20 protein-coding genes are annotated in these 23,685 nt (G+C 65.3%); 13 read left to right on the top strand and 7 right to left on the bottom strand.

What is annotated here, in order from left to right; translation table 11 throughout:
• The first annotated feature begins 33 nt into the window (after positions 1 to 33).
• From IWX81_RS11675 to IWX81_RS11660, 4 genes are read left to right on the top strand one after another with little or no spacing between them, the layout of a single operon-like run.
• A complete protein-coding gene (locus IWX81_RS11675; RefSeq protein WP_199281488.1) occupies positions 34 to 1,209 on the top strand; it encodes an acyltransferase family protein in 1,176 nt (391 codons plus the stop codon).
• Positions 1,209 to 2,276: an NAD-dependent epimerase/dehydratase family protein gene (locus IWX81_RS11670; protein WP_199281609.1), complete on the top strand. Its 1,068-nt coding sequence runs from the start codon at positions 1,209 to 1,211 to the stop codon at positions 2,274 to 2,276. The genes IWX81_RS11675 and IWX81_RS11670 overlap by 1 nt, the downstream gene beginning before the upstream one ends.
• Positions 2,277 to 3,533, top strand: coding sequence for a hypothetical protein (locus tag IWX81_RS11665; RefSeq protein ID WP_199281487.1), 1,257 nt, complete (start codon positions 2,277 to 2,279; stop codon positions 3,531 to 3,533).
• Positions 3,530 to 5,380 carry a hypothetical protein gene (locus tag IWX81_RS11660; RefSeq protein WP_199281486.1) on the top strand — a complete coding sequence of 617 codons (1,851 nt, stop codon included), beginning with the start codon at positions 3,530 to 3,532 and terminating at the stop codon, positions 5,378 to 5,380. Before IWX81_RS11665 ends, IWX81_RS11660 begins: the two co-directional genes overlap by 4 nt.
• Here IWX81_RS11660 and IWX81_RS11655 read toward each other — a convergent pair.
• Genes IWX81_RS11655 through IWX81_RS11645 form a run of 3 tightly spaced genes read right to left on the bottom strand, consistent with a single transcriptional unit; the run spans position 5,377 to position 7,402 of the window.
• On the bottom strand, positions 5,377 to 5,733 hold the full coding sequence (locus IWX81_RS11655; RefSeq protein WP_334594009.1) for a DUF2304 domain-containing protein: 357 nt from the start codon (positions 5,731 to 5,733) through the stop codon (positions 5,377 to 5,379). The two genes, IWX81_RS11660 and IWX81_RS11655, sit on opposite strands and share 4 nt — an antisense overlap.
• Positions 5,734 to 5,738: 5 nt before the next feature.
• The gene (locus tag IWX81_RS11650) at positions 5,739 to 6,440 is read right to left on the bottom strand and encodes a glycosyltransferase family 2 protein (RefSeq protein WP_442977754.1); all 702 of its coding nucleotides are present in this window, start codon (positions 6,438 to 6,440) and stop codon (positions 5,739 to 5,741) included.
• 59 nt (positions 6,441 to 6,499) lie between these two features.
• Positions 6,500 to 7,402, bottom strand: coding sequence for a glycosyltransferase (locus IWX81_RS11645; RefSeq protein WP_199281483.1), 903 nt, complete (start codon positions 7,400 to 7,402; stop codon positions 6,500 to 6,502).
• A gap of 20 nt (positions 7,403 to 7,422) precedes the next feature.
• Here IWX81_RS11645 and IWX81_RS11640 point away from each other — a divergent pair, with 20 nt between their 5' ends.
• The 3 genes from IWX81_RS11640 to IWX81_RS11630 all read left to right on the top strand — a co-directional run bounded on the left by IWX81_RS11640 (position 7,423) and on the right by IWX81_RS11630 (position 10,517).
• Positions 7,423 to 8,520, top strand: a complete 1,098-nt coding sequence (locus tag IWX81_RS11640; protein WP_199281482.1) for a glycosyltransferase family 4 protein — start codon at positions 7,423 to 7,425, stop codon at positions 8,518 to 8,520.
• A gap of 81 nt (positions 8,521 to 8,601) precedes the next feature.
• Positions 8,602 to 9,588 carry a GDP-mannose 4,6-dehydratase gene (locus tag IWX81_RS11635; RefSeq protein ID WP_199281481.1) on the top strand — a complete coding sequence of 329 codons (987 nt, stop codon included), beginning with the start codon at positions 8,602 to 8,604 and terminating at the stop codon, positions 9,586 to 9,588.
• Positions 9,588 to 10,517: a GDP-mannose 4,6-dehydratase gene (locus IWX81_RS11630; protein ID WP_199281480.1), complete on the top strand. Its 930-nt coding sequence runs from the start codon at positions 9,588 to 9,590 to the stop codon at positions 10,515 to 10,517. Before IWX81_RS11635 ends, IWX81_RS11630 begins: the two co-directional genes overlap by 1 nt.
• Here IWX81_RS11630 and IWX81_RS11625 read toward each other — a convergent pair.
• The 3 genes from IWX81_RS11625 to IWX81_RS11615 form a co-directional block, all read right to left on the bottom strand.
• Positions 10,514 to 11,815, bottom strand: a complete 1,302-nt coding sequence (locus IWX81_RS11625) for an O-antigen ligase family protein (protein ID WP_199281479.1) — start codon at positions 11,813 to 11,815, stop codon at positions 10,514 to 10,516. The two genes, IWX81_RS11630 and IWX81_RS11625, sit on opposite strands and share 4 nt — an antisense overlap.
• Positions 11,816 to 11,834: 19 nt before the next feature.
• On the bottom strand, positions 11,835 to 13,181 hold the full coding sequence (locus IWX81_RS11620) for an O-antigen ligase family protein (protein ID WP_199281478.1): 1,347 nt from the start codon (positions 13,179 to 13,181) through the stop codon (positions 11,835 to 11,837).
• Positions 13,182 to 13,251: 70 nt separating this feature from the next.
• A complete protein-coding gene (locus IWX81_RS11615) occupies positions 13,252 to 14,436 on the bottom strand; it encodes an acyl-CoA dehydrogenase family protein (RefSeq protein WP_199281477.1) in 1,185 nt (394 codons plus the stop codon).
• Between the two features lie 109 nt (positions 14,437 to 14,545).
• On the opposite strand from IWX81_RS11615, the gene manA reads away from it, so the two are divergent.
• Complete coding sequence (gene manA, locus IWX81_RS11610; RefSeq protein ID WP_199281476.1) at positions 14,546 to 15,640, top strand: mannose-6-phosphate isomerase, class I; 1,095 nt, start codon at positions 14,546 to 14,548, stop codon at positions 15,638 to 15,640.
• A gap of 5 nt (positions 15,641 to 15,645) precedes the next feature.
• Here the strand turns inward: manA and IWX81_RS11605 are convergent, their stop codons facing one another.
• Positions 15,646 to 16,599, bottom strand: coding sequence for a GlxA family transcriptional regulator (locus tag IWX81_RS11605; protein WP_199281475.1), 954 nt, complete (start codon positions 16,597 to 16,599; stop codon positions 15,646 to 15,648).
• A gap of 148 nt (positions 16,600 to 16,747) precedes the next feature.
• Between IWX81_RS11605 and IWX81_RS11600 the strand changes: the two genes are divergently transcribed.
• The 5 genes from IWX81_RS11600 (at position 16,748) to IWX81_RS11580 (ending at position 23,657) form a co-directional block, all read left to right on the top strand.
• On the top strand, positions 16,748 to 17,683 hold the full coding sequence (locus IWX81_RS11600) for an aldo/keto reductase (protein WP_199281474.1): 936 nt from the start codon (positions 16,748 to 16,750) through the stop codon (positions 17,681 to 17,683).
• 48 nt (positions 17,684 to 17,731) lie between these two features.
• On the top strand, positions 17,732 to 18,712 hold the full coding sequence (gene galE / locus IWX81_RS11595) for a UDP-glucose 4-epimerase GalE (protein ID WP_199281473.1): 981 nt from the start codon (positions 17,732 to 17,734) through the stop codon (positions 18,710 to 18,712).
• A 101-nt stretch (positions 18,713 to 18,813) separates the two neighbouring features.
• Entirely contained in the window at positions 18,814 to 19,134 is a 321-nt protein-coding gene (locus IWX81_RS11590; protein WP_199281472.1) for a WhiB family transcriptional regulator, read from the top strand.
• Positions 19,135 to 19,224: 90 nt separating this feature from the next.
• A complete protein-coding gene (locus IWX81_RS11585) occupies positions 19,225 to 22,107 on the top strand; it encodes a glycosyltransferase (protein ID WP_199281471.1) in 2,883 nt (960 codons plus the stop codon).
• Positions 22,104 to 23,657, top strand: a complete 1,554-nt coding sequence (locus IWX81_RS11580) for a DUF5719 family protein (RefSeq protein WP_199281470.1) — start codon at positions 22,104 to 22,106, stop codon at positions 23,655 to 23,657. The genes IWX81_RS11585 and IWX81_RS11580 overlap by 4 nt, the downstream gene beginning before the upstream one ends.
• The last annotated feature ends 28 nt before the right edge of the window (positions 23,658 to 23,685 follow it).

Genomic DNA, 23,685 nt, shown 5'->3' with positions numbered 1-23,685 from the left:
TAGCCGCGAGGGTGCCCGGGTAGAATCGTGCGCGTGCAAGCCAGCGACCAGCCAACCCGCTCAATCGGCGAGGCGCTCAATGGCAGCAGCAATTCCCTGGGGCTGATCAGACTCGTCCTCGCGTCGGTGGTGCTGGTGGATCACGCCTTCCCTCTCGGCGGCTTCGGCGCGGATCCCGTGCTCGCCGCGACCAATGGTCAAGCCTCCCTCGGCGCTCTTGCCGTTGGCGGTTTCTTTGCGATCAGCGGCTACCTGATCGCCAAAAGCGGGATGTCCGGTGACGTCGTGCAGTTCATGTGGCGGAGAGCGCTACGTATCTTTCCCGCGTACTGGCTCGTGCTGCTGGCTACCGCATTCCTCGTCGCGCCGATCGTGTGGGTGGCAGGCGACCGGGTCCTCGGTGAATACTTCACCACGCCAGGTGCCGGTCCCGTGTATTACTTCCTGTCGAATTTCACCCTCACCATCGGCAGCTATGGCATCCACGACCTCCTGATCGACACTCCATACGGAATGCTGACCGGCAGCAGTGTCTTCAACGGCTCGATCTGGACTCTCATCTACGAGTGGAACTGCTACCTGATCATCGCGGTGCTGATGGCATTCGGGATCCTGCGGAACGCGCGGATCTTCGTCCCGGTGCTTGCGGGATTCTTCCTCCTCATGCAGATCGTGGTGCTCGTCGATCCTGAGGCTGTCGGCCGGATCATCCCCAGGCTCGCTGATCCCTACATGATCAGCCTCGGCTTCACGTTCCTCGCGGGTTCGGTGATCGCGATGTACTCCCGACAGATCCCCTTCGACAACCGGATCGGAATACTGTCGGGGCTCCTTGTGCTCCTGACGCTGAATTTCGGGGGCTTTTCAACCCTGGGGACCGCCGCAGGTGCGTATTTCGTGATGTATCTCGCCGCGCGACTGCCGCAGTCGACCCACTGGGTCGGCGCAAAGAATGACTATTCGTATGGTGTCTATATCTATGGATTCCTCGTGCAGCAGGTGATCGCCCAGCTGGGGTGGTACAGCCTCGGCTACGTGCCGTTCGTTCTGATCTCGTTCGTGTTGTCCCTGGGATGCGCGTGGATCAGCTGGCACCTTGTGGAGAAGCGTGCGCTGCACTTGAAGGGCTGGGGCCCGGGTCGCGGATGGCGGTACTGGTTCGAGCGTGCGCGCGCGCCATACCTTGAGCGGAAAGCGAAGGCCGAGTGATGGACATCGGAACTGTACTGGTCACGGGTGGAGCAGGATTCATCGGGACAGCCCTGGCATCGAAGCTGGCCGGCCGGGCCGACCGTTGGGTCGTGCTCGACTCGCTTCATCCCCAGGTGCATAAAGACTCTCTTCCGCCGTCGAACCTGCACGACAGGGCCGAACTTGTCGTCGGTGACGTCACCGATGGTGCGGTGTGGGATTCCCTGCTGAGCGATATCAGGCCCGAGGTTGTCATCCATCTCGCCGCAGAGACGGGGACGGCTCAGTCGCTGGATGAGGCGAGCCGTCACTCCCGCGTCAATGTGGTCGGTACCACCGAGATGATCGACGCGTTCGGGCGTGCCGGTCACCTGCCAGCACACGTGCTGCTGAGCAGCAGCCGGGCCGTCTACGGAGAAGGTGACTGGAAGCGCGCGGACGGTTCGACATTCCAGCCCGGGCAGCGCTCGCACGCGCAGCTCGAAGCATCGCAGTGGGACTTCGAAGATTCGACCCCGGTGCCCAGCAGCGCCAAATCGACAGTACCCGCCCCGACAAGCGTTTACGGCGCAACGAAGCTCGCACAGGAGAACATCCTTTCAGCCTGGGGCGGATCGCGCGGGGTGGACATCACGAAGCTCCGACTCCAGAATGTCTACGGGCCGGGCCAGTCACTCATCAATTCGTACACGGGCATCGTGTCGCTGTTCTCGCAGTGGGCCCGGGACGGCCTGTCCATTCCGCTGTACGAAGACGGGCTCATCGGGCGGGACTTTGTCTATATCGAGGATGTCGCTGACGCTTTCGTCGCTGCCATCCTCGCTGGACCGGATGCACGCCGGCCGACTCTCGACATCGGAACCGGCGTCGCGCACACCATCGCAGACATGGCGATCGCCATCGCGAACTACTACGGTGCTCCGGCCCCGGTTGTGAACGGAAAGTATCGGGATGGAGACGTCAGGGCGGCATCCTGCGACATCTCGCTGACGCTCGACCTGCTCGACTGGTCGCCGCAGTGGAGCCTGGATCGCGGGGCGGCCGCACTCCAGAAGTGGATTGCCGCAGAGCTGACCCGGGCCTAGATGACCCAGCGACTGGCCGGATTCTCGACGATCATCGTCGCGACAGGCATTGCCGGCATAGCGGCCTACCTCGTCACGTTCATCGTGTATCGGGTGGCGGGTCCGGCCGATTATGCGCTGTTCGCAGTGTTCTGGGCGACCCTCTACCTGCTCATCGGCGGTCTATCCGGCATTCAACAGGAAGTGACTCGAGCCACCCACGCCATCGAGCCGGGCCAGCGCGCGACCGCGAGCAAAGCCCGTAATTTCGGCGCAGTGGCCGCGGCGCTGGTGTTCTCCGCAATTCTTGCGACGGCGCCATTATGGGTGGATACGGTCTTTGCGGAGGCTGGGTGGTCACTCGTGTTCCCTCTCGCGGTCGGCGTGGCATCGTATGTGCTCGTCGCCGTGCTCGCTGGTTCGCTGTATGGCCTCAAGCGCTGGCGATCCGTCGCACTGATGATCGCCGTCGACCCGATTCTGAGGCTGGCGCTGCTGATGATCGCCCTCATCTTCACGCACGACATCATCGCACTGGCCTGGATCGCGGCCCTGCCATTCCCCCTCACTCTCGCTGTTCTCTGGCCGGTGGTGCGCCGGGGGTTCGTCGGCCGAACCGAGCTCGACGTCGGTTACCGCGCTCTTACCTGGAACTCGACACGGGCGGTACTCGCGTCGGTTGCCACAGCAGTGATGGTGACGGGATTCCCTCTGCTTCTCGGCGTCACATCCGACGGGGTGTCGAACGCGATGCTCGGTGAACTCATCTTCACCATCACCCTCACCAGGGCGCCGCTGATCGTGACGGCGATGTCCCTCCAGAGCTTCTTCGTGGTGAGGTTCCGCGATCATCCCGCAACCTGGTGGCGCACTTTCGTGCGGATCGAGCTGGTCGTGCTGGGAGTCTCACTGCTGTTGGGCTTGCTCGGGCTTCTGCTCGGTCCTGCGGCTTTCGGATTCGTCTCCGGCAGGCCGGTGACCATGAGCGGCGAACTCATCGCGGTCCTGGCATTCTCCTCGGGGCTGGTGGGTGCGATGTGTGTCAGCGGGCCCGCAGTGCTGGCGAGGTCACGCCACCTCATCTACTCGCTGGGCTGGGCAGCAGCGGCCACCGCGACAGTCGTCGTGATGCTGCTGCCGATCGAATTCCTGGCGAGAGTGCAGTTGGCTCTGCTCGCTGGCCCCATCATCGGTCTCGCCGTGCACCTCACGTGGCTTGCATCCCAGCGACATGCCCCGGTGGCAGCGGTGCCGACCGAGACTGATACTCAGGGATGACCAGGTCACGCCGGTTTATCCCCTCCGCCATAGCTGCTGCGGCGACGGTCGGAGCTGCCGCGGCTGTACTCGCCGGGGCATCCACCTGGATCCTGCTTATCGCCGCGATGATCCCCTGGCTGTTGATAACGACAGCACGAATCGGCGTTGCCGCCGGAGCTGCCATGGTTGTTGCTCTCGAATTCTGGGCGCTGCTGGTCACACTCATGACGACGGCGGCACTGGGCCTGCCGATGGTGCCGTCTGTCGCGGTCCTCTGGGCACTGTTCGGCCTCGGGGGCAGCATCGTGCTGGCGAGAACCCCGACGGTGGACCGCACGCCATCGCGTGCGGGAATCACTGTGGCGCTGGCGTCCGCTTTCGGGGGGCTGGTGTGGCTCGCCACTCAGGGGCTCGCCGCCATAGTTCCGGGTGCGAGCAGGGTCTCGTGGGTCATGCGAGGAGATTCTGCCAACAACATGATCTTCGCCCGCCAGATCGTGTACGACTCCGGGATCAGGGTGGGCCCGGGAGAGAACCCCGTGCCTCTGCCTGCGTCACTCATCGCGGTGGTGATGGATGCGGGACGGGCCGGCATCCGACCCGAGGATCTGGCCAGGCACGATCTCGGCTCCTTCGCGCAGGTCTGGTCGATCAGCATCATCATCACCTGCGTTCTGGCGGGATTGGTCGCGGGCGCGATAGCCCGACAGGCGACACGGCATCGCGCCACCCTCGCTGTCGCTGGATCGGTCGGCTCCCTGGTGCCGCTCTCATGGTTTGTGACGGGGTACTCCCTCGAGTTCGGTTTCTTCAGCACCCAACTGGCCCTTCCCATCGTCTGTGCTGCGATCATCCTGTTCCTGTCTTCGCCCCGGAACCCCGCCGTGACTCTGGCGATGCTCGCCGTCTGTGCCACTCTTCTGCTCGCCGTATGGAGTCCGCTGGTGCTGGTGCCGGCCGTGCTCGGGGCTATCGTGATCGTTCGATTCCCGCTGCGCCTGCTCGGCACCCGGCGCTGGATGCTCGCTGTCCTCCTGATCGCTGGTGCGCAGTTGCTCGTCTACGGTCTTGTCGTCGTCCTTCCTGGCTTTCTGCAGAACGCGACATCCCTGGCCGCCGGCGGCGGAATCATCGAGTTCCCCCGACTGGGAATAGTTGTCGCCGTGCTCGTGGCCGGCATCAGCGCGTCTGCGCTTCTCGCGTTTCGTCGGGTGGGGCATCCGGTTGTACTCGCGACGGTGGGAACCATCGTGGCGCTCGCAGCGGGGATCGGCGCGCTGTTGTTCGCCAGCCGTGACGCAGCGGATTCCTGGGGTTACTACCCCATGAAGCTGTTGTGGATGTCGGCGACCATACTCATCGTGTTGCTCGTTGGCACGTCGGCTGCGGTTCTCGAGCGGGTGGGTGTACGGGGCTGGATGCGCGGTGCCGGCCTCGGCGTGGTCACGCTCGGACTCGTGGTGCTGTTGGCCTATGCGCCGGCGCCCTCACCGTCACCGCATCTGAACCCTGTCGACCAGGTGCTGAGCGGGCGTTCGCTGGGGGCTGCGGACGACGTGGCTGAACGGGTCTCCATCCTCGCCGACGCGCGACGCTCACACTTCCTGTGGAATTCCGGATACGAGTTCGAGCAGCCCGTCAACCTGTGGGTGACGCAACTGTGGGCAGACACGCTCGACGGTAATGACGAGCTGAGGTATGCCGCTTACGGCTTCTATGACAGCGGGGACATCGATGAGCTGTGTCGCATTGTCAGCCTGCTCGGGGGCGACACTGTCGTCCATACCGCTGAGAGCGATCTTGTCGAGCGGGTAGCGCTCGCGTGTCCGCTCGAGGGAATCGTGGTCGAGAGGGAGGCCGGCTAGTTCTTGTCGCTGCTCGCCTGCTCGGCATCCCTGAGTCGAAGCTCGAGGATGGCGACCCGCTCTGCCAGGGTGCGTGTCTTGCTCTCCAGCTGCGTGAGTTCTGAACTGTGCTGGAGCCCGACCAGGAACAGGATCGAGATACTCACGAAGAAGACGAGGTTGGTCGGCACTTCGATGCCGAGCAGCCCGGCGGCCCAGCCGAGGGTGACCGGGAAGATGCCGGCAACCAGCGCGAGAACTCCTGCAATGATCCACCAGATCGCGTGGCGTTCCCTGAGGTGCCTCCGGCGCAGCAGTTCGATCACGACGACGAGGATGAGTGCTGCCGAGACGATCCCGAAAATGTAACTCATGGGCGTCACAGTTCTGCTCCCGATCGGTAGGTGGATGACGGCCGCACCAGGGCGAACACCAGCGCGAGCGCGGCGCGTGCGAGATAGGCGGCGGCTTTCATCGGGTTGTGGGACGGGATGCCGCCGGCCCGTGGCCGCATGGCGACGGGCACCTGGGTGATGACGAGCCGGGCGCGGGACGCGATGACAAGAGCTTCGATCGTGTCTCCGAGATACTCGGCGGGATAGTGTTCGGCGAAAAGCGAAACGGCTCGTGGTCCTGATGCTTTGAAGCCTGACGTCGTGTCTGTCAGCGTCGTGCGGGAGGTGCGGCTGAGAATGGCGGCGAGCACTTTCATCGCCCAGGAACGTGGGCCCCTGACCGAGTAATCACCCTCGCCCGCGAACCGGGCGCCCAGCACGAGGTCGGCCGACTGCAGCGCAGCCAGAAGGGCGGGGACCTCTGAAGGGTCGTGTTGTCCGTCCGAATCGACCTGGACGACGTTGTCGAAACCGTTCTCCAGAGCGAACCTGAAGCCCACCCGCATCGCGCCGCCCACGCCGAGGTTGAACGGAAGTGTGGCGACCATCGCACCCGCAGCTCGAGCAACGGCAGTGGTGTCATCCGCCGATCCATCGTCGACGACGAGCACGGAGATCCCCGGCAGTTTCGTGTGGACTTCCCGCACGACGGCGGCCACCGATGCTTCCTCGTTGAACGCGGGCATCACGATGAGTGTGCGCAGGTAAGGGGAAGTCACAGAGTGGATTCTATCGGGGAGGGAGTTCATCGCCTTTGGTCACGGTACGGCAGGCCCAGGATGTGGCGGACGAGGGTGCTGCGACCGATGGCGTTGCTCGTGAGTACCGCTCCGGGGAGTTCGGTGAGCGCGTTGAGCCTGGACGAGAAATAGCGACGGGCGATAGCCGCCGTACGGTGCCATCCCAGCGTGGTGCTGAGTTCTGCGATCTCATAAAAGAGGGTGCGCTCCTGCCGGAACTTGGAGCCGTCAGGTCCCGTCACGGCCGAGAGGCTCGCGGAGTGCCTCCGGTAGTTGAAGACGACGGAGTCATCGAGCACGAGAGTGCCACCGGTCGAGACGATCTCGAACAGCTTCGCCAGATCCTGGACGACATTGAGATCGGTGCGGAATCCACTGCCCAGTCGGGACGTGCGCCAGACCAGGGAGGGGAAGTACGTCCAGTTCCCGCGGAGCAGGCTCGACGCGAGAGGCTCCCCACTGAACTGCCTCGCGCCTGTCCCCCTCAAGCGATACACAGCCTTGACACGATCGGCCAGCGGCAATGACGGCGCACCATCCTCGTCGATGATCGAGACACCGGGCTGGATGATGTCGGCATCAGGGAACTGCTCGATCAGCGCGCGGACCCGTGCGACGAAGCCGGGAAGCATGATGTCGTCGCAACCCATGATGACCATGAACTCGGACTCCGCGAGGCCGATGGACTTGTTGTAGTTGCGGCTCGGCCGCAGGTTCGTGTCGTTTCGAATGTATGAGATTCGAGGGTCATCGAGCGACGCGGCCCACTGGCCGGGAGCCGGATCCGGATACACATCGTCGATGATCGTGAGGCGCCAGTCGGAATCCGTCTGAGCAAGAACGCTCTCGACGGCTGCCATGAAGTGATCGGGGCGCCCGTAGAACGGCATCATGATGTCGAGGGTCACTTGGCTAGGCTAGCAATGCCATGAACGCACCCCGAGTCGCCCTTTCCCTGTTGACGCTCGTGAGGGGAGGTATGGGCGGCAGCGAGACCTACGCACGTGAATTGATCGCCCAGTTGGCGGGAAGCAACCGAGCAGACGCCTTCACCCTCGTGCCGCAGGCGGCTGCAGGGTTCAGCGGTGCGCTGCCAGAGCGCGTCGTTCCGCACCTGAACGGCGGAGCATCCACACTCAATCGCGTCTCGACCATCGTGTCTGCCTCCGTGCGCGCCGCTTCGATCCGCACCCTCATGGCTGACAGCGATGTCGTGCACTATCCCTTCACTGTTGCCGTTCCGCCGCCGCCCAGGGGCACGGCGTTCGTGCAGACCCTGTTCGACGTCCAGCACCTCGACCTGCCTGAATTGTTCTCGGTGACGGAGCGGGCGTTCCGACGGCGGTACTACGAGGGTGCCGCACAACGGGCAGACGCGGTCATCACGATCAGCGAGTTCGCGCGTCGACAGATACTCCACCACCTTCCGATCGAACCGTCTCGCGTTCACGTCGCACCGCTCGGAGTGAATGCCGACGACTTCGAGCCGTTCGCCGGGCAACGCAAGCCTTTCGTGCTGTATCCGGCCCGGGGGTGGGCCCACAAGAACCACTCGCGCCTGATCCAGGCGATGGAACTGGTGCGAACCCAGCATCCGGAGTTCACTCTGGTGCTCACGGGCGGCGCACTCGAATCGCTCGGTGACCTGCCTGAGTGGGTCGATCGACGGGGGCTTGTCAGTCTCGAAGAATTGCGCGAACTCTATCGTTCCGCCGCGGTGATGGCCTTCCCCAGCCTCTACGAAGGCTTCGGGCTCCCGCCCCTCGAGGCTATGGCGTCGGGATGCCCGGTGGCCGCTGCCGACTCTGGTTCGTTGCCCGAGGTTGTCGGTGACGCTGCAGTGACGTTCGACGCCCGGGATGTCGATTCGATCGCGGAAGGCATCCTCGCGGCCATCGATCACGGCGCGGATTTCTATGCAGCCGGTCTCGCACAGGCCCGACGCTTCACGTGGCAACGGTGCGCCGACGTTCATCTCGACGTGTACGAGCAGACCGCCCACGCGAATGCTCACGATCGACGATGATCAGGCCGCGCAATGGCGTATCCGGTAGCTTTGACTAGCTTTGCTTTCTGAGCCACGCCACGCACCGAACGGAATTGCATCATGACTCGCGCACTCATCACGGGAATAACCGGCCAGGATGGCCTCTACCTCGCCGAGCTCCTGCTCTCCAAGGGCTACGAGGTGTACGGGCTCATGCGTGGCCAGAACAATCCCAAGCTCGCACTACTCGAGGAGACCATCCCGGATGCGAAGATCCTCACCGGGGACCTCACGGACCTGTCGAGCCTGCTGCGTGCTCTGAACGTCGCGCAGCCCGACGAGTTCTACAACCTCGGAGCGATCTCTTTTGTCGCGTACTCCTGGGAGAACGCGCACCTCACGAGCGAGGTCACCGGCATGGGAGTGCTGAACGCACTCGAGGCCGTGAGGCTGTACGAGGGAACCAGCGGCAAGCAGGTCAGGTTCTACCAGGCGTCGAGCTCCGAGATGTTCGGCAAGGTCCAGCAGGTTCCCCAGAACGAAGACACACTGCTGTGGCCGCGCTCGCCGTATGGCGTCGCCAAGGTCTACGGCCATTACATGACGATCAACTATCGCGAGTCCTATGGCATGCACGCATCTTCCGGAGTGCTGTTCAATCATGAGTCCCCGCGACGGGGCCCGGAGTTCGTCACTCGCAAGGTGAGCCAGGCCGTAGCGCGAATCTCGCTTGGGCTTCAGGATTCCCTGACCCTCGGCAACCTCGATGCGCGCAGGGACTGGGGCTTCGCGGGCGACTACGTCGAGGCGATGTGGCTCATGCTCCAGCAGGACGTCGCCGACGACTACGTCATCTCGACGGGGGAGACGCACACCATCTCCGCGCTGCTGGATGCCGCTTTCGGGGCCGTCGGAATCGACGACTGGTCGGCACTCGTGACACAGGATCCACGCTTCATGCGCCCGGCCGAAGTCGACCTCCTCATCGGCGATTCCGCCAAGGCGCGAGAGAAGCTCGGATGGACGCCGAAGGTTGGTTTCACTGAGCTCGTCACGATGATGGTGGAGTCGGATGTCGCAGAGCAGAAGCGACTAGCCGGCCTGTAATGACTCGCGTTCTCATCACGGGTATCACCGGCCAGGACGGCTCGTATCTGGCCGAACTGCTGCTCGCGGCAGGTGACGACGTGCACGGCACGTCCCTGAGTGCCGACGAGCATTCCGTGGACGGGGTGGAGTTGCACCAGCTCGACCTCTCTCACCCCGGGATCGGGACATTGATCGCCGAGCTTGAGCCGCAGGTCGTGTATAACCTCGCCGCCATCAGCTCGGTGTTCGGATCGTGGCGCCAGCCGGACGTGACGGCACGCATCAACGGGCTCGCTGTGGCCGAGATGCTGGCCGCCGTGCAGGAGATCCCCGGGGCTCGCTTCGTGCAGGCCTCCAGCGCTGAGATGTTCGGAGCGCCTTCCGAAGTTCCCCAGACCGAGCGCACCGCCATCAGGCCGACATCGCCCTACGGGGCAGCGAAGGCATATGCGCATTCTCTCGTGAACGTCTATCGCACTGCCGGGGTGTGGGCCTCATCCTGCATTCTCTACAACCATGAGTCTCCCCGTCGTCCCGAGAACTTCGTAACGCGGAAGATCACGGCGTCGGCCGCACGGATTTCCCTCGGACTCCAGGACTCGCTCGAGTTGGGACACCTCGATGCCAGGCGAGACTGGGGATGGGCGCCCGACTACGTCGACGCGGTCAGCAAGGCGGCCGCGGTCGAGTCACCCGATGACTACGTTATTGCCACCGGGGTCGATCATTCGGTCCAGGATTTCGTCGCCGCGGCATTCTCCCGCGTAGGGATCGCCGACTGGCGCCCTTTCGTGACGGTGTCTGACGAATTCAAGCGCAGTGGCGACGCCCCTCGGCAACTCGGTGACGCCTCGCATGCCCGCGAGGTTCTCGACTGGGCCCCCACCGTCGATTTCGACGGCATCGTCGCCGCCATGGTGGACAACGACCTCGAGATTTTCTCCTAGCGGGAGCCGAGGTCCGGCTTGTCGGCCAGGCCGCGCCGCCAACTGAGGCCGTCTGACGCCTTGACGGCGCAAATGACGAGCACGAGCCATCCGAACTCCACCAGGATCGTGCTCTCGGCTGCCGAGGTCACGGCAAGCGCGATGAGCATGAGCGCGGGCCAGACGTAGACGACGCTGCGCTTATTGGCGGCGAGCAGCCATGACCGCACCAGGGCGAGCCCGATGAGCAGCAGCAACAGAACCAGTCCGACGATCCCGACCTGCAGCAGGGCGTCGAGGTAGGCGTTGTACGCGGAAGGATTCTCGCCCCGTCGGATACCGAAGCCGAGCGCTATGTACGGGGGGAGCTCCGGTCGCCAGTATCCCAGCCAACCGAAGCCCTCCAGCGGGCTGATTCTCGTGAGGCTGAGGATGCGTTGCCAGATCGTGTATCGGTATTCGAACTCGCTGCCGGCGTTGAAAGCGTCGATGATGGGCGACCTCGCCGCCCACACGATCACCAGCGAAACCACGACAGAACCCAGGATGGCGATCTCGCCGATTCGTTTCCGCTCGGCGGTCAGTCTCCGCAGCCAATACAGCGCGAGTGCCGCGAGGGCGACCGCAGCCAGCGCGCCGAGAGCCACAGGTGAGCGGGAGAACAACAGCATGAGCGAGCCGAGAACAATCGATCCGATCGAGAACCCCCGCGGCAATGACCGGGTGCGCGCCTCGACGACGAAGGTGACGAGTGACATCAGAGCGACGATGCCCATCTGGTTCCGTGTGCCGAAGAGTCCCTGGATCGGTCCAGCCGTATCGAGTCCACCGGTGATGCCCAGCACCGCGATCGGCGTATCGATGAGCAGCCCGGACAGGACCTCGAGGCTGAGGGACGCAACCAGCAGAATCCGCAATACGTCGCCGAATGCTCGAACGATCTGGATCGGGTCACGCAACAGCGCGATGGTGGTGCCGAGCAGGGCAATGCTGACCTGATACAGGACGCCGGCAAGAGTCGCCCACTTGTAGTCGCTCCAGAGTGTCGAGATCGCACACCATCCAACGAAGGCAATGAGGGAGATGGTGAGAAGCCCGCGCCACTCGAGAGTGCGCCTTCGCACGAACAGTGCTCCGGCGGAGAGCACCACGAGCCCGACGACGATGGCGATCAGTGCCGGCCAGCCGACGACGCTGCGCAGGGTGTGCGAAAGGAAAGCCACGCCGATGGAGCAGAGGGACAGCGCGCGGGCGAAGGCCGCGGAGTCGAGGAATGCGGCGATGGTGGCCCTGCGCGCCGATGCTGGAGTGTGTGTCATGGTGACCTGCTCTCTGGCCTCAGCCTCGAGCTCTCCCGGCGGTGAACGGCACCTGCTCCGGTCGCTTGGTCTTCACCGCGAGCAGTGCGAGCGCGAACAGGCCGAACTCCACGAGGAGCCTGCTTTCGGCGAAGCTCTGCACGATGAGTGTCACGAGCAACAGGAGGGGCATCATGGTAGCGGCCGAGTAACTACCGACGGCCGTCGGCGAGAACTGCGCCCTGTCGACGGCGAACAGCCACGTGCGCGACAGCGTGGAGACCGCCAGCGCGATGAACACGACAAGACCGATGATTCCGAGCTGGAACCAGACGTCGAGCCACGCATTGTGCGCGTGCAACTGGCGGATGCCGTTGTTCTCGGCGAGCGTGTCGAAGGGTTTGGCCCACGGAGCCCAGTAGCTGACCCATCCCCAGCCGACCACGGGACGCTGCTGCGCGAGCTCGCTCACGTCCCGCCAGATCTCGGTGCGGTTGGTGAGGTCCGAGCTCTTGCCGAGCAGCGCGAGCACCTGAGCCTGCAGCAGCAGGGCGACGGCGATGCCGGCGGCGGCCACGGCGACGAGCCCGATATAGGTCGAGACGACCGCTTTCGAACTGCCCGCTCGCCGAACCAGCAGCACGGCGACGACCACGGCGATGACGGCGACCAGACCGATGATGTTGGTGGCCGACCGGCTGAAGGCGAGGCAGAGCACGGCGACAGCGAGCCACGGCAGCCCCCAGCGCTTTCGCACGAGACCGTCCGCGAGCTGGATGGCGAACACGATGATCCCGATCAGGGCAACGAATGACAGGAGAGTCGAGTTGCCGACGATGCCCTGGATCTTCCCGTCATCGAAGACCTGGAACAGCTCGTTACGCGACCAGTACAGCATGGGCGGGATCGGGTCGGGCAGGTTCGAGTAGTCGATCCCGGGCTGCGGCACGGGGGGAAGCACCGGATGGCGGATGATCGCGGCGACCACGAACTCGAACACGAGCGACAGCCCGAGCACGAACTTGAGCGCGAGCGCGAATCCGCTCAGGATCTCCGCCCAGCTGAACGTCACGGCGACGGCAATGGCACCGATCGTCGTGCACCAGGTCGCCGCGATTCCGAGGGCGGTCGCCCCGGGATAGAACGACCATACGAGCGAGAGCACCGTCAGCACGAGGAACGCGATGAGCGGATACGGCAGCAGGCCGATCCTCCACTGATCGCGCTGGACGACCAGCATCAGGATGGCGATGACCGCGAGCAGCCCGACCAGGATCGAGAAGCCCGTCCAGCCGAGGATGTACCGCCAGGCATCGCCCGCCATCAGGCTGGCGACGGTGAGCACCAGAAACGCGGTACGCGCTGGCCGGGACTCGATCATTCGCATTCCGCAAGGGTAAACGACGAACGCGCTGCGCCGCCGCCCGCAGCGAACCACGGGCGGCGGCAGCGTCGGGTTAGACGAACGCGGCCTTGCCGGTGATCGCACGGCCCACGATGAGGGTGTTCATCTCGCGAGTACCTTCGTACGAGTAGATCGCCTCGGCATCGGCGAAGAAGCGCATCACACCGTAGTCGAGCACGATTCCGTTGCCGCCGATCAATTCGCGACACCAGGCAACGGTCTCGCGCATGCGACTCGTCGTGAACTCCTTCGCGAGCGCCGAGTGCTCGTCTTTCTGCACGCCCTCGTCGAGCATCTCCGAGACACGGGTCACGAGGCCGATGGATGCGGTGATGTTGCCGAGGCTCTTCGCGAGCAGCTCCTGCACCAGCTGGTGGCTGCCGATCGGCTTGCCGAACTGGATGCGCTCACCCGCGTACTTCACGGCAGCTTCGTAGGCTCCGATCGAGTTGCCGACCGCGGCCCAGGCCACCTCGGCGCGGGTGAGCCGAAGCACGGCCGCCGTCTCGCGGAATGACTGCGACTTCTGCAGCCGGTTCGCCTCGGGGACGACTACGTTCTCGAGCACGATGTCGGCGTTCTGCACGATGCGCAGCGCCTGCTTGTTCTCGATGCGCTTCGCCGAATAGCCGGGCGTCGAGGTCGGAACGATGAAACCCTTGACCTGGTTGTCGTCGGCGTCGCGGGCCCAGATGATGGTGACGTCGCTGATCGAGCCGTTACCGATCCAACGCTTGGCGCCGTTGATCACCCAGTTGTCGCCGTCGCGCTTGGCGACAGTCTGCAGCCCCTGGGCGGTGTCCGATCCCGACAACGGCTCGGTAAGACCGAAGGCGCCGAGCAGCTCGCCGCTCGCGAACTTCGGCAGCCATTCCGCGCGCTGCTCCGGCGAGCCCGCGACGGCGATGGAACCCATGACGAGTCCGTTCTGCATGCCGACGAGGGTCGCGACGCTCGCATCGACCCTGGCGAGCTCGAGGGCCACCCAGCCACGGAAGACGGCGCTGTTGGGGAACTCCTGGGTTTCCTCCCACGGCTGCCCGAACAGGCCGAGTTCGGCGAGCCCCTTGACGACGATGTCGCGGTCGAAGAACTCTGCTTTCGCCCACAGGTCATTGGCGATGGGCCGCACGTTCTCGTCGAGGAACGCCCGCAGCCTGACGATCAGGTCTTTCTCCTGGTCGGTAAGTTTGTTCTCGAAGCCATAGAAATCTGCGCTGATTGTCTCGAATGACATGTATCCACTCCATTGCTTAGTCGAAATCCTCCGAAAGACTACGGCCGCATGCTGAGGGTTTCCTTGTCCATTGGTTAATTGGTCCAACACCCATTCAGGAGTCGACCCCATGTTTGTAGGCATCACCAATACTCCCCGCGATTACGCCTGGGGTTCAGACGGAGCGATCTCGGGACTGCTGGGAACCGAGGCATCCGGGGCGCCAGAAGCAGAATTGTGGTTGGGTGCGCACGCGGGCTCGCCGAGCCGGATCGTGGATTCGACCGACACGCTGCTGGATGTCGTCGACGGCCGGCTGCCGTTCCTGTTGAAGGTGCTCGCGGCGGGCTCGCCGCTGTCGCTGCAGGCGCACCCGACCATGGCGCAGGCCGAAGAGGGATTCGAGCGGGAGAACGCTCTCGGTATCCCACTCGATGCCCCGAACCGCAACTACAAGGACGCGTTCCACAAGCCTGAGCTCATTTACGCCCTCAGCGACGAGTTCGATGCGCTCTGCGGATTCAGGTCGGCGAGCGACACCCGCTCGCTGCTCCAGGCCTCGCTGCCCGACGTCGCAGCACCGTTGCTCGCCCGGCTCACCGACGACGATGCCCTGCGGGCCACCTTCGAGTGGCTCATCACGCGGGGAGAGGGAGTGGATGACCTGGTCGCCGCCGTGAGCGCGGCGGCCGACGACTCCACACCCGAGCTCTCCACGGTGAAGCTTCTCGCTGGTGCGTACCCGGGGGACCCCGGAATCGTGATCTCCCTGTTGCTCAACCGGGTGACGCTGCGCAGGGGTGAGGCGCTCTTCCTGCCGGCGGGTAACATCCACGCCTACCTCTCCGGGCTCGGCATGGAACTGATGGCGGCATCGGACAATGTGTTGCGCGGCGGTCTCACCCCCAAGTTCATCGATGTTCCTGAGCTGCTCGCCGTGCTCGACTTCCGGCCGGTGCCTGTGCCGTACCTCGTGCCGCAGCGCCCTGGCGGCGGGGTCGAGGTCTTCCGGCCGGATGGCGCGGAGTTCGCGTTGCTCATCATCGACGGAGATGCCGTGCGCCAGCTCGATGGTCCCGCCATCGCGCTGTGCCTCGACGGCGAGTTCATGCTCCGCGGGGAGGCAACCGAGACGGTCGTGTCCCGAGGCGCAGCCGTCTACATCGCCGACGAGTCGACGCTCACCATCACCGGTGCCGGCCGGCTGGTGCTCGCGACAACCTGAGTGGCCTAGCTCGCGAGGCCCAGCCCGAACGCGCGTCGATAGGCGAGGGGTGAGACCTGCAGCACCTTCACGAAGTGATGGCGCATCACCGAGGCCGTGCCGAAACCCGTGGCCTGGGCGATCAGCTCGAGGCTGTCGTCGGTCTGCTCGAGCTGCTGCTGGGCCCGGATGAGCCGCTGCCGGTTGAGCCAGGCGGCAGGCGTGGTTCCCATGTCTGCCCGGAAGCGTCTCGCGAAGGTCCTGCTCGACATGAGGGCCTGTCTCGCGAGCTGGTCGACTGTCAGATTCGCCGACAGGTTCTCGAGCATCCATTCCGTCACGGCGGCGAAGGAGTCGGCGGATTCGGCCCTCACGGGCGACTCGATGTACTGCGACTGGCCGCCATCGCGTTGCGGAGGAACGACCATGCGACGGGCGATGACGTTGGCCGCGGCGGCCCCCAGCTCACGACGCACGATGTGAAGCGCGGCGTCGATCCCCGCTGCGGTCCCCGCGCTGGTCACCACCCGGCGATCCTCCACGAAGAGCACGTCGGGGTCGACGTCGACGAGGGGGAACCTGTCGGCCAGGGCCGCCGCGTGCATCCAGTGGGTCGTTGCTTTTCGTCCGCTCAGGATGCCGGACTGCGCCAGCGCGAAGGCCCCGCTGCACACACTGAGCACCCACGCGCCCCTCGCCTCCGCCGCGCGGATGACCTCCAGGTAGCGCTCGTCGACGTGGTCGATGGAGTGCGCGGGGACGGCGATGAGGTCGGCATCGGCCGCGGCATCCAGCCCCGAATCGATGATCATGTCGTAACCGAGGCTTGTTCGGACGGGTCCTGGCTCGGCAGTCGCGATCGTGAAGTCGAACCGGGGACCACCGGACTCGCTGCGGTCGATACCGAACACCTCGCAAATGACGCCGAACTCGAAGGGCGCAACGCCGGGGAGAGCGAGCAGGACGATCGTGCGCAGCATGGGGCTCCCTGGCGGAAATTCAATGAATGGTGCAACTCTGCCACCATCGGCAGGATCACGCAATCCGTCGAAGTCCTGCCATGCCCCAGGGCTGTAGCGTCGACGGAGTGGTCGTCAGCATCGACGGCCGCGAAGACGAGGAGCGAACATGAAGACCATCGACCTTGCCGGAACCGGGATTTCGGCGCCCAACGTTGTGCTCGGCCTCATGCGAATCGCCGATAAGAGCGACGACGAGGTGCGCGAGCTCGTGACGACCGCGCGCGATGCCGGCATCGACTTCGTCGACCACGCCGACGTCTATGGCAACGAGCTGCACGGATGCGAACGGCGCTTCGCCGAAGCCATGCAACTGACGTCGTCGCAACGCGCCGAACTGACTATCCAGACCAAGTGCGGCATCGTGCCAGAGGGTCCGTATTTCGACTTCTCCTACGAGCGCATCATCGAGTCGGTGAATGGATCCCTGGCCGCGCTGCAGACGGACGTCATCGACATCCTCCTGTTGCACCGTCCCGACGCACTCGTCGAGCCGGAAGAGGTCGCCCGCGCGTTCGACGAGCTGGAAGCCGCGGGCAAGGTCCGGGCCTTCGGCGTGTCCAACCACACCCCGCGACAGATCGACCTGCTCAAGAAATACGTGACGCAGCCCATCGTGGCCAACCAGTTGCAGCTCTCGATCACCCATTCGCCGATCATCGCCCAGGGCGTCTCGGCCAACATGGTCGGCCAGGACCAGTCACTGACGCTCGACGGGGGAGGCATCGTCGACTACTGCCGACTGAACGACATCACGATTCAGGCCTGGTCGCCCTTCCAGGCCGGCTTCTTCAACGGGGTGTTCCTCGGATCTCCCGACCACGTCGAACTGAACAAGGTGATCGACAGGCTCGCTGCGGCGTACGACGTTCCGCCCATCGCGATCGCCACCGCATGGATCACCCGCCATCCGGCGAACATGCAGGTCGTTCTCGGCACGACGACTCCTGAGCGGGTCAGCGCCGCCGCACTGGGGTCTGACCTCCCGCTCACCAAAGCCGAATGGTACGAACTGTTCCGTGCCGGCGGGCATCTCGTGCCGTAGGTCACCCGGCGCAGTTCCCGCTCGTCGGCCAGCACTATCGTTGTGACTATGACATGGCTGGTGACGGGTGGGGCTGGATACATCGGATCGCACGTAGTGCGGGCACTGGTCGAGGCAGGCCTGCCCACGGTCGTGATCGACGACCTCTCGACGGGCTTCGAGTCCTTCGTTCCCGACGGCATTCCCTTCGTGCGGGCGTCGATCCTCGACGGCGAGAACCTCGTGCGCGTCATGCAGTTCCACAAGGTCACCGGGGTCATCCACGTCGCCGGCTATAAATACGCTGGCGTCTCCGTCACCCGGCCACTGCACACCTACGAGCAGAACGTCACGGCGACCGCGACGCTCCTCGCGGCGATGGAATCGTGCGGCGTGGATCGCATGGTGTTCTCCTCCAGCGCCGCGGTGTACGGCACCCCATCCACGGAGCTCGTAACCGAGGAGACACCGAAGTCGCCGCAGTCGCCATACGGTGAGTCGAAACTGATCGGCGAGTGGCTGCTGGCGGACCAGGGCGTCGCTCGTTCACTGAAGCACACGTCGCTTCGGTATTTCAACGTCGTCGGGTCAGCTTCGGAAGACCTGTATGACGCGAGCCCGCACAACCTCTTCCCCCTCGTGTTTGCTGCCCTGGTCGATGGCAGGACGCCCCGCATCAACGGCGACGACTATCCGACGCCGGACGGCACGAACGTGCGCGACTACATCCACGTAGCCGACCTCGCAGCGGCTCACATCACGGCCGCCCAGCGGCTCGATGCCGGAGACAGCATCGAACCCGCCTACAACCTCGGCAGCGGCTCTGGCAGCTCCGTGGGCGACATCATGCGCACCGTGGCAGAGGTCACCGGCATCCCGTTGACCCCCGAGATCGGCCCTCGCCGCCCGGGAGACCCCGCACGAATCGTCGCCGCCGGCGATCTGGCGGCACGCGATCTCGACTGGAAGATGCGCCACGACCTGCGAGAAATGGTCGAGAGCCAGTGGATCGCAACACGCCGGGCCGCAGAACCCTCAGAAGCTGATTGAAGGATTTATCATCCTCGACTTGACGTGGGCCTAACTACAACGGTGTAATTATGCCTAACGCAATCGGTGGACCGGGTCGGCTGCGGAGGGGAGATCAGAGTATGACGGAGAACGGATACCGCGCAGGAGTTCCTGACGACTGGTTCGTAGACCCCATCAAGCTCGGAGTCCCTGGAGTCCGCAAGACTGTCGTCGATGACGAGAACCAGCTCGCCTGGCAGACGGACTCGTTGTGTGCCCAGACCGATCCCGAAGCCTTCTTCCCTGAAAAGGGCGGATCGACCCGTGACGCGAAGAAGATCTGCACCTCGTGCGAGGTGCGCAACCAGTGCCTCGAATACGCACTCGAGAACGACGAACGCTTCGGCATCTGGGGCGGCCTCTCCGAGCGTGAACGTCGCAAGCTGCGCAAGCGCGCGTAGTCAGGGCCGTACATAGCCACTGCACAGACTCTCGACTTCGCAGCGAGTCAGGCGGACGCAGTCGGCGCCCGCGCCTAGTCTCTACACGTTATGCAACCGAGAGTCATTGCGGTGCTGGTGGCCCTCAACGGAGCCAGGTACCTTCCGAGAACGCTTGCCGCACTCGCGGCGCAGACCCGGCGACCCGACTCGACGGTCTTCGTCGATGCTGGCTCGACCGACGCGTCATCCTCGCTGCTGACCGCCGCCGGACCCACCCGCCTTGTGACCACACCGGCTCGCCGCTCCTTCGGTGGGGCAGTGGCTCACGCGATGCAGGTGTCGCCGCCCGCCGAATCCGAGAACGAGTGGATGTGGCTGCTCGGCCACGACAACGCCCCCGGCCCCTCCGCCCTCGCCGCGCTGCTCGGTGCCGTGGAGGTGGCGCCATCCGTGGCCATCGCCGGACCGAAACTCATGAGGCTCGATGAACCGGACGTGATCGCGAGTTTCGGGGAGAGCCTCACGGCATACGGTCGCTCGGTTTCCGTGGTCGACGGGGAACTCGACCAGGCGCAACACGACATCCAGGCCGATCATCTGGGCGTCGCTGCTGGCGGCATGCTCGTGCGTCGCACCGTGTTCGCTGCGCTCGGCGGATTCGATCCCGCACTGCCCAGCGCGGATGCTGCACTCGACTTCGCCGTGCGAGCCAGGCTCGCCGGGCATCGCGTGATCGGTGTTCCCGCCGCCAGGGTCACGAGCGCCGGCCCGCCGGAACTGTTCGGAAAGAAGTCGGTGTCGGTGGGGGCGCAGAACCGCATCCGTCGCTTCGCCCAGCTTCACCGCAGGCTCGCCTGGGCACCGACTGTCGCTGTGCCACTGCACTGGCTCACTCTCGTACCCCTTGCCCTGCTTCGATCCCTGGGGCACCTCGTCGCCAAGCGCCCGGGGGCCGTGGGTGGGGAATTCGCAGCGGCATTCCGGGCGACGTTCGACGGAAGCATCCCGGCAGCCAGATCGAACATCAGGCGCAATCGCACCATGAGCTGGGCGGCGGTCGACGCACTCAGGCTCACCTGGGCCGACATGCGGGAGAGGCGATCGAGCGAACGGTCGGCTGCATCCTCCGGCTACACGACAGTGCGCGATCGCCCAGGATTCTTCGTGGGCGGAGGCGCGTGGGTGGTGCTTCTCGCCGCGATCGCCGGGGTCGCCGCGTTCGGTCGATTCGTGGATGCTCCGGCCCTGGCCGGGGGAGGGCTACTGCCGCTCAGCACCACCGTCGGCGAGCTCTGGTCGCACGTCGGCTACGGGTGGCACGACATAGCGTCCGGATTCACGGGGGCTGCCGATCCCTTCGCGACAGTGCTCGCGGTGCTCGGGTCCCTGACCTTCTGGTCACCGTCGCTGAGCATCGTGCTGCTCTATCTCGCCGCCCTGCCGCTCGCGGCGCTCGCCGCGTGGTTCTGCGCAGCCAGGCTGACACAGCGCACCTGGCCCCCCGCGGTCGCTGCCATAGCCTGGGCCGTTGCGCCTCCCTTCCTGGCCTCCCTGGCCGGCGGTCATCTCGGTTCGGTCATCGCCCACATCCTGCTGCCCACCCTTGTGCTCGCGGTCGTGAACGCGGCGCGCAGCTGGTCGATGTCGGCGCTCGCGGCCCTGCTGTTCGCGGCGGTCGTGTCGTCGGCTCCCATCCTCGCTCCTGCCCTGTTTGTCGCGCTGGTGGCCTGGATCGCGGTGAACCCCCGTGGGCTGCTGCGCATCATTGGAATCCCGATTCCGGCTGCTGCGCTGTTCGCTCCGCTGGTGATCGAGCAGTTCACCCGGGGGAACTGGCTCGCGCTCTTCGCCGAACCCGGCGTGCCGGTTGGTGGCGCCGTTCCGACCCCGCTACACCTGTTGCTCGGCGTGCCATCACCGGGATTGGCAGGATGGGACATGTTCCTCGCGCAGTGGGGGCTGCCACCGGGGATCGCCCCGATCATCGTCGCCGCTCTCCTCGCTCCCCTGGCGATCCTCGCGCTGGTCTCGCTCTTCGTCCCGGGGTTCCGTCGATCGATTCCCGCGCTCGTCGTTGCGCTCATGGGTTTCACGACGGCCGTCGCCGTCTCCCAGCTCATGGTGACCACGGTGGGGTCGACCGCGATCCCGATCTGGCCGAGCCCTGCGCTGAGCCTCTATTGGTTCGGCCTCACCGGCGCGATGGTCGTGACGCTCGACGTCGTGCGCAGGGCGGCCGCCGCGCCGGCACTGGTTGCCGCCGTGACTCTGGTAGCCCTCGCGGCCCCCATGATCACCGTGGCCGCCACCGGGGCGATGGATGTCGCGGCGAGCAACGGTCGACTTCTGCCCGCCTTCGCCTCGGCGGAAGCGGCGAACAGCCCTGAGCTCGGCACCCTCCAGATCACCGCCCAGCCCGGCGGCGGAATCGCGACCACCCTGCACCGCGGCCTCGGCACCACGCTCGACGAGCAGAGCACACTGGCTGCTACGGACGGCAGCCTGAGCGCCAGTGACGAACGGATCGCCACGCTGGCGGGAAATCTCGCGTCGCGCAGCGGTTTCGATATCGCGGGCGAACTCGACAGGCTGCAGATCGCTTTTGTGCTTCTGCCCAATGTCACAGTCGACAGCGCGGCAGGAACCAGGCAGCGGGTGGCGGATGCGCTCGACGGTAACCGCATCCTCACCCCCATCGGGGCAACGGCGAACGGATTCCTGTGGAACTACGGTGACATAGCCGAGGGCCCTGCGCCCGTGGGACCCGGCCCGCTCGGCACCACGCTCGGTACCTGGATCATCGTCGGGCAGGCCGTCGTGTTCGGCCTGACACTGCTGCTGGCGATCCCCACCACGAGGCGCAGGAGGGTGAGGGCGGCGCGAGTAGATTCCAGGGTCGACGATGCCGGTGCCGATATCGCCAGGGCCGATACCGCCAGGGCCGACACCCCCGGTGCCGACGCCGTCAGTGCCGATGAGGTGAGAGCATGATCGACGAACCAGGCATGCCCGAGGAGCCCACCGGTGAAGAATTCGCGAAGGATGAGCTCTTCCCCGAGCAGGACGAGGTGCAGAGCTCGAAGCGCCGAACCGTCACAGCGCGCGGCCTCGCAATGGTCGGTGGCAGGGCGGCCGTCGGTCTCGCCGGGGTGGGTGTGGCAGCACTGACGATCGTGGCGTCGATCTTCCTGCAGCTGCCCTCCGTGCAGTCGAGCGCCCCCAGCACGCTTGTCACTCCGGTTCCGACTGCGCAGCAGCTCGTGTGCCCTGGCGGCATCCTGAGGCTTGCCAGCGACAGTGGGCAGGATGCCACATCCACCTCGGGACTCGGACGCGCGACAGTGAGCTCCGGCAGCAGTTCAGGCTCGATCGATTCCGTGGATGCCGCGGCCTCCGACGCCGGCACGGGCGGAACATCCGCGGCACCGACCATCATCAGCACACCACCGGATGCCGCAGACCCGACCCAGCGCATCCTGCTCAGCGGTGCCCAGTCCCAGCAGGTCGCCAGTGGTGACTATGTCGGTCTCGCCGCGGCCGATTGCGGAATCGCGAGTGGCGACAGCTGGCTCGCCGGAGGGGCGACCACGACCGGCCGTACGACGCTTCTGGCCCTGACCAATCCGACCGAGGTGTCGGCAACGGTCGACCTCGAGCTGTTCGCGGAGAACGGGGCCATCGCGGCCCCAGGCACGAGCGGAATCATCGTCCCGCCCAACGGCCAGCGCGTGTTGTCCCTCGCCGGCTTCGCGCCCGGGCTCGTTTCACCCGTCGTGCACGTCACGAGCACAGGCGGGCAGGTGCTTGCGACGATGCAGCAGTCCGTGTTGCGCGGGCTCGATCCCGGCGGGGTCGACATCGTCGAATCGTCGGGATCGCCGTCGACGACGAGCGTCATCCCCGGCGTGGTGATCGGCGACGAGACGGCGATCGCCGCGGTGCGCGGTTCGACCAGCCCGAGTGAGGTGCCGGACGACTTCGCTACGGTACTGAGGCTCTTCGCGCCCGGGGATGAGACGGTTCCCGTGACGGTCAGGGTTGTTCCCGAGAGCGGATCCGGAGCCGGTGCATCGTTCTCGTACGATCTCTCCGGGGGTCTCGTGACCGATGTCCCGATCCAGGAACTCGATCCGGGCGCCTATACGGTCATCGTCGAATCTCCGACTCCGTCGATCGCGTCCGTCAGGTCGAGTTCGGCGGCCGGTGCGGCCAGCGACTTCGCATGGTTCACCGCGGCACAGGACGTCGGTTCGCTCGCCCAGTTCACTGCGGCCGACGGTCCGAATCCGGTGCTGCATCTCTACAACCCCACCAGTGCCGAGTCGAGCGTCACCCTGACCCCCCTCGACGGCGAACCCGTCACGGTGGTCGTGGCCGCCGGGGGCTCGGTCGCCGCCCCGCTGGTAGCAGGCACGAGCTACAGCCTGGGCGGATTCGATTCGCTGTACGCGGCCGTCAGCCTCGCCGGTGGCGGAATGCTCGCGCGATACTCGGTGCACCCTCCGGGCGTCGGCTCGAGCCCGATCACGGTCTACCCGTAGGGCAGTCTTCTACCGGCGGCTCTTCTAC

The organism is Salinibacterium sp. CAN_S4 (assembly GCF_015752305.1).
In the GTDB taxonomy this organism is placed as follows: domain Bacteria; phylum Actinomycetota; class Actinomycetes; order Actinomycetales; family Microbacteriaceae; genus Rhodoglobus.
Note: the sequence above shows the minus strand (reverse complement) of the source record. Positions and strands in the feature narration are given on the sequence as shown.

Coding starts and splice junctions, on each gene's coding strand:
- IWX81_RS11670 (WP_199281609.1), top strand. CDS start 1,209: ATGGACATCGGAACTGTACTGGTCACGGGTGGAGCAGGATTCATCGGG.
- IWX81_RS11620 (WP_199281478.1), bottom strand. CDS start 13,181: ATGCGAATGATCGAGTCCCGGCCAGCGCGTACCGCGTTTCTGGTGCTC.
- manA (WP_199281476.1), top strand. CDS start 14,546: ATGTTTGTAGGCATCACCAATACTCCCCGCGATTACGCCTGGGGTTCA.
- IWX81_RS11605 (WP_199281475.1), bottom strand. CDS start 16,599: ATGCTGCGCACGATCGTCCTGCTCGCTCTCCCCGGCGTTGCGCCCTTC.
- IWX81_RS11580 (WP_199281470.1), top strand. CDS start 22,104: ATGATCGACGAACCAGGCATGCCCGAGGAGCCCACCGGTGAAGAATTC.
- IWX81_RS11650 (WP_442977754.1), bottom strand. CDS start 6,440: ATGCCCGCGTTCAACGAGGAAGCATCGGTGGCCGCCGTCGTGCGGGAA.
- galE (WP_199281473.1), top strand. CDS start 17,732: ATGACATGGCTGGTGACGGGTGGGGCTGGATACATCGGATCGCACGTA.
- IWX81_RS11660 (WP_199281486.1), top strand. CDS start 3,530: ATGACCAGGTCACGCCGGTTTATCCCCTCCGCCATAGCTGCTGCGGCG.
- IWX81_RS11600 (WP_199281474.1), top strand. CDS start 16,748: ATGAAGACCATCGACCTTGCCGGAACCGGGATTTCGGCGCCCAACGTT.
- IWX81_RS11655 (WP_334594009.1), bottom strand. CDS start 5,733: ATGAGTTACATTTTCGGGATCGTCTCGGCAGCACTCATCCTCGTCGTC.
- IWX81_RS11665 (WP_199281487.1), top strand. CDS start 2,277: ATGACCCAGCGACTGGCCGGATTCTCGACGATCATCGTCGCGACAGGC.
- IWX81_RS11590 (WP_199281472.1), top strand. CDS start 18,814: ATGACGGAGAACGGATACCGCGCAGGAGTTCCTGACGACTGGTTCGTA.
- IWX81_RS11630 (WP_199281480.1), top strand. CDS start 9,588: ATGACTCGCGTTCTCATCACGGGTATCACCGGCCAGGACGGCTCGTAT.
- IWX81_RS11585 (WP_199281471.1), top strand. CDS start 19,225: ATGCAACCGAGAGTCATTGCGGTGCTGGTGGCCCTCAACGGAGCCAGG.
- IWX81_RS11615 (WP_199281477.1), bottom strand. CDS start 14,436: ATGTCATTCGAGACAATCAGCGCAGATTTCTATGGCTTCGAGAACAAA.
- IWX81_RS11640 (WP_199281482.1), top strand. CDS start 7,423: ATGAACGCACCCCGAGTCGCCCTTTCCCTGTTGACGCTCGTGAGGGGA.
- IWX81_RS11635 (WP_199281481.1), top strand. CDS start 8,602: ATGACTCGCGCACTCATCACGGGAATAACCGGCCAGGATGGCCTCTAC.
- IWX81_RS11625 (WP_199281479.1), bottom strand. CDS start 11,815: ATGACACACACTCCAGCATCGGCGCGCAGGGCCACCATCGCCGCATTC.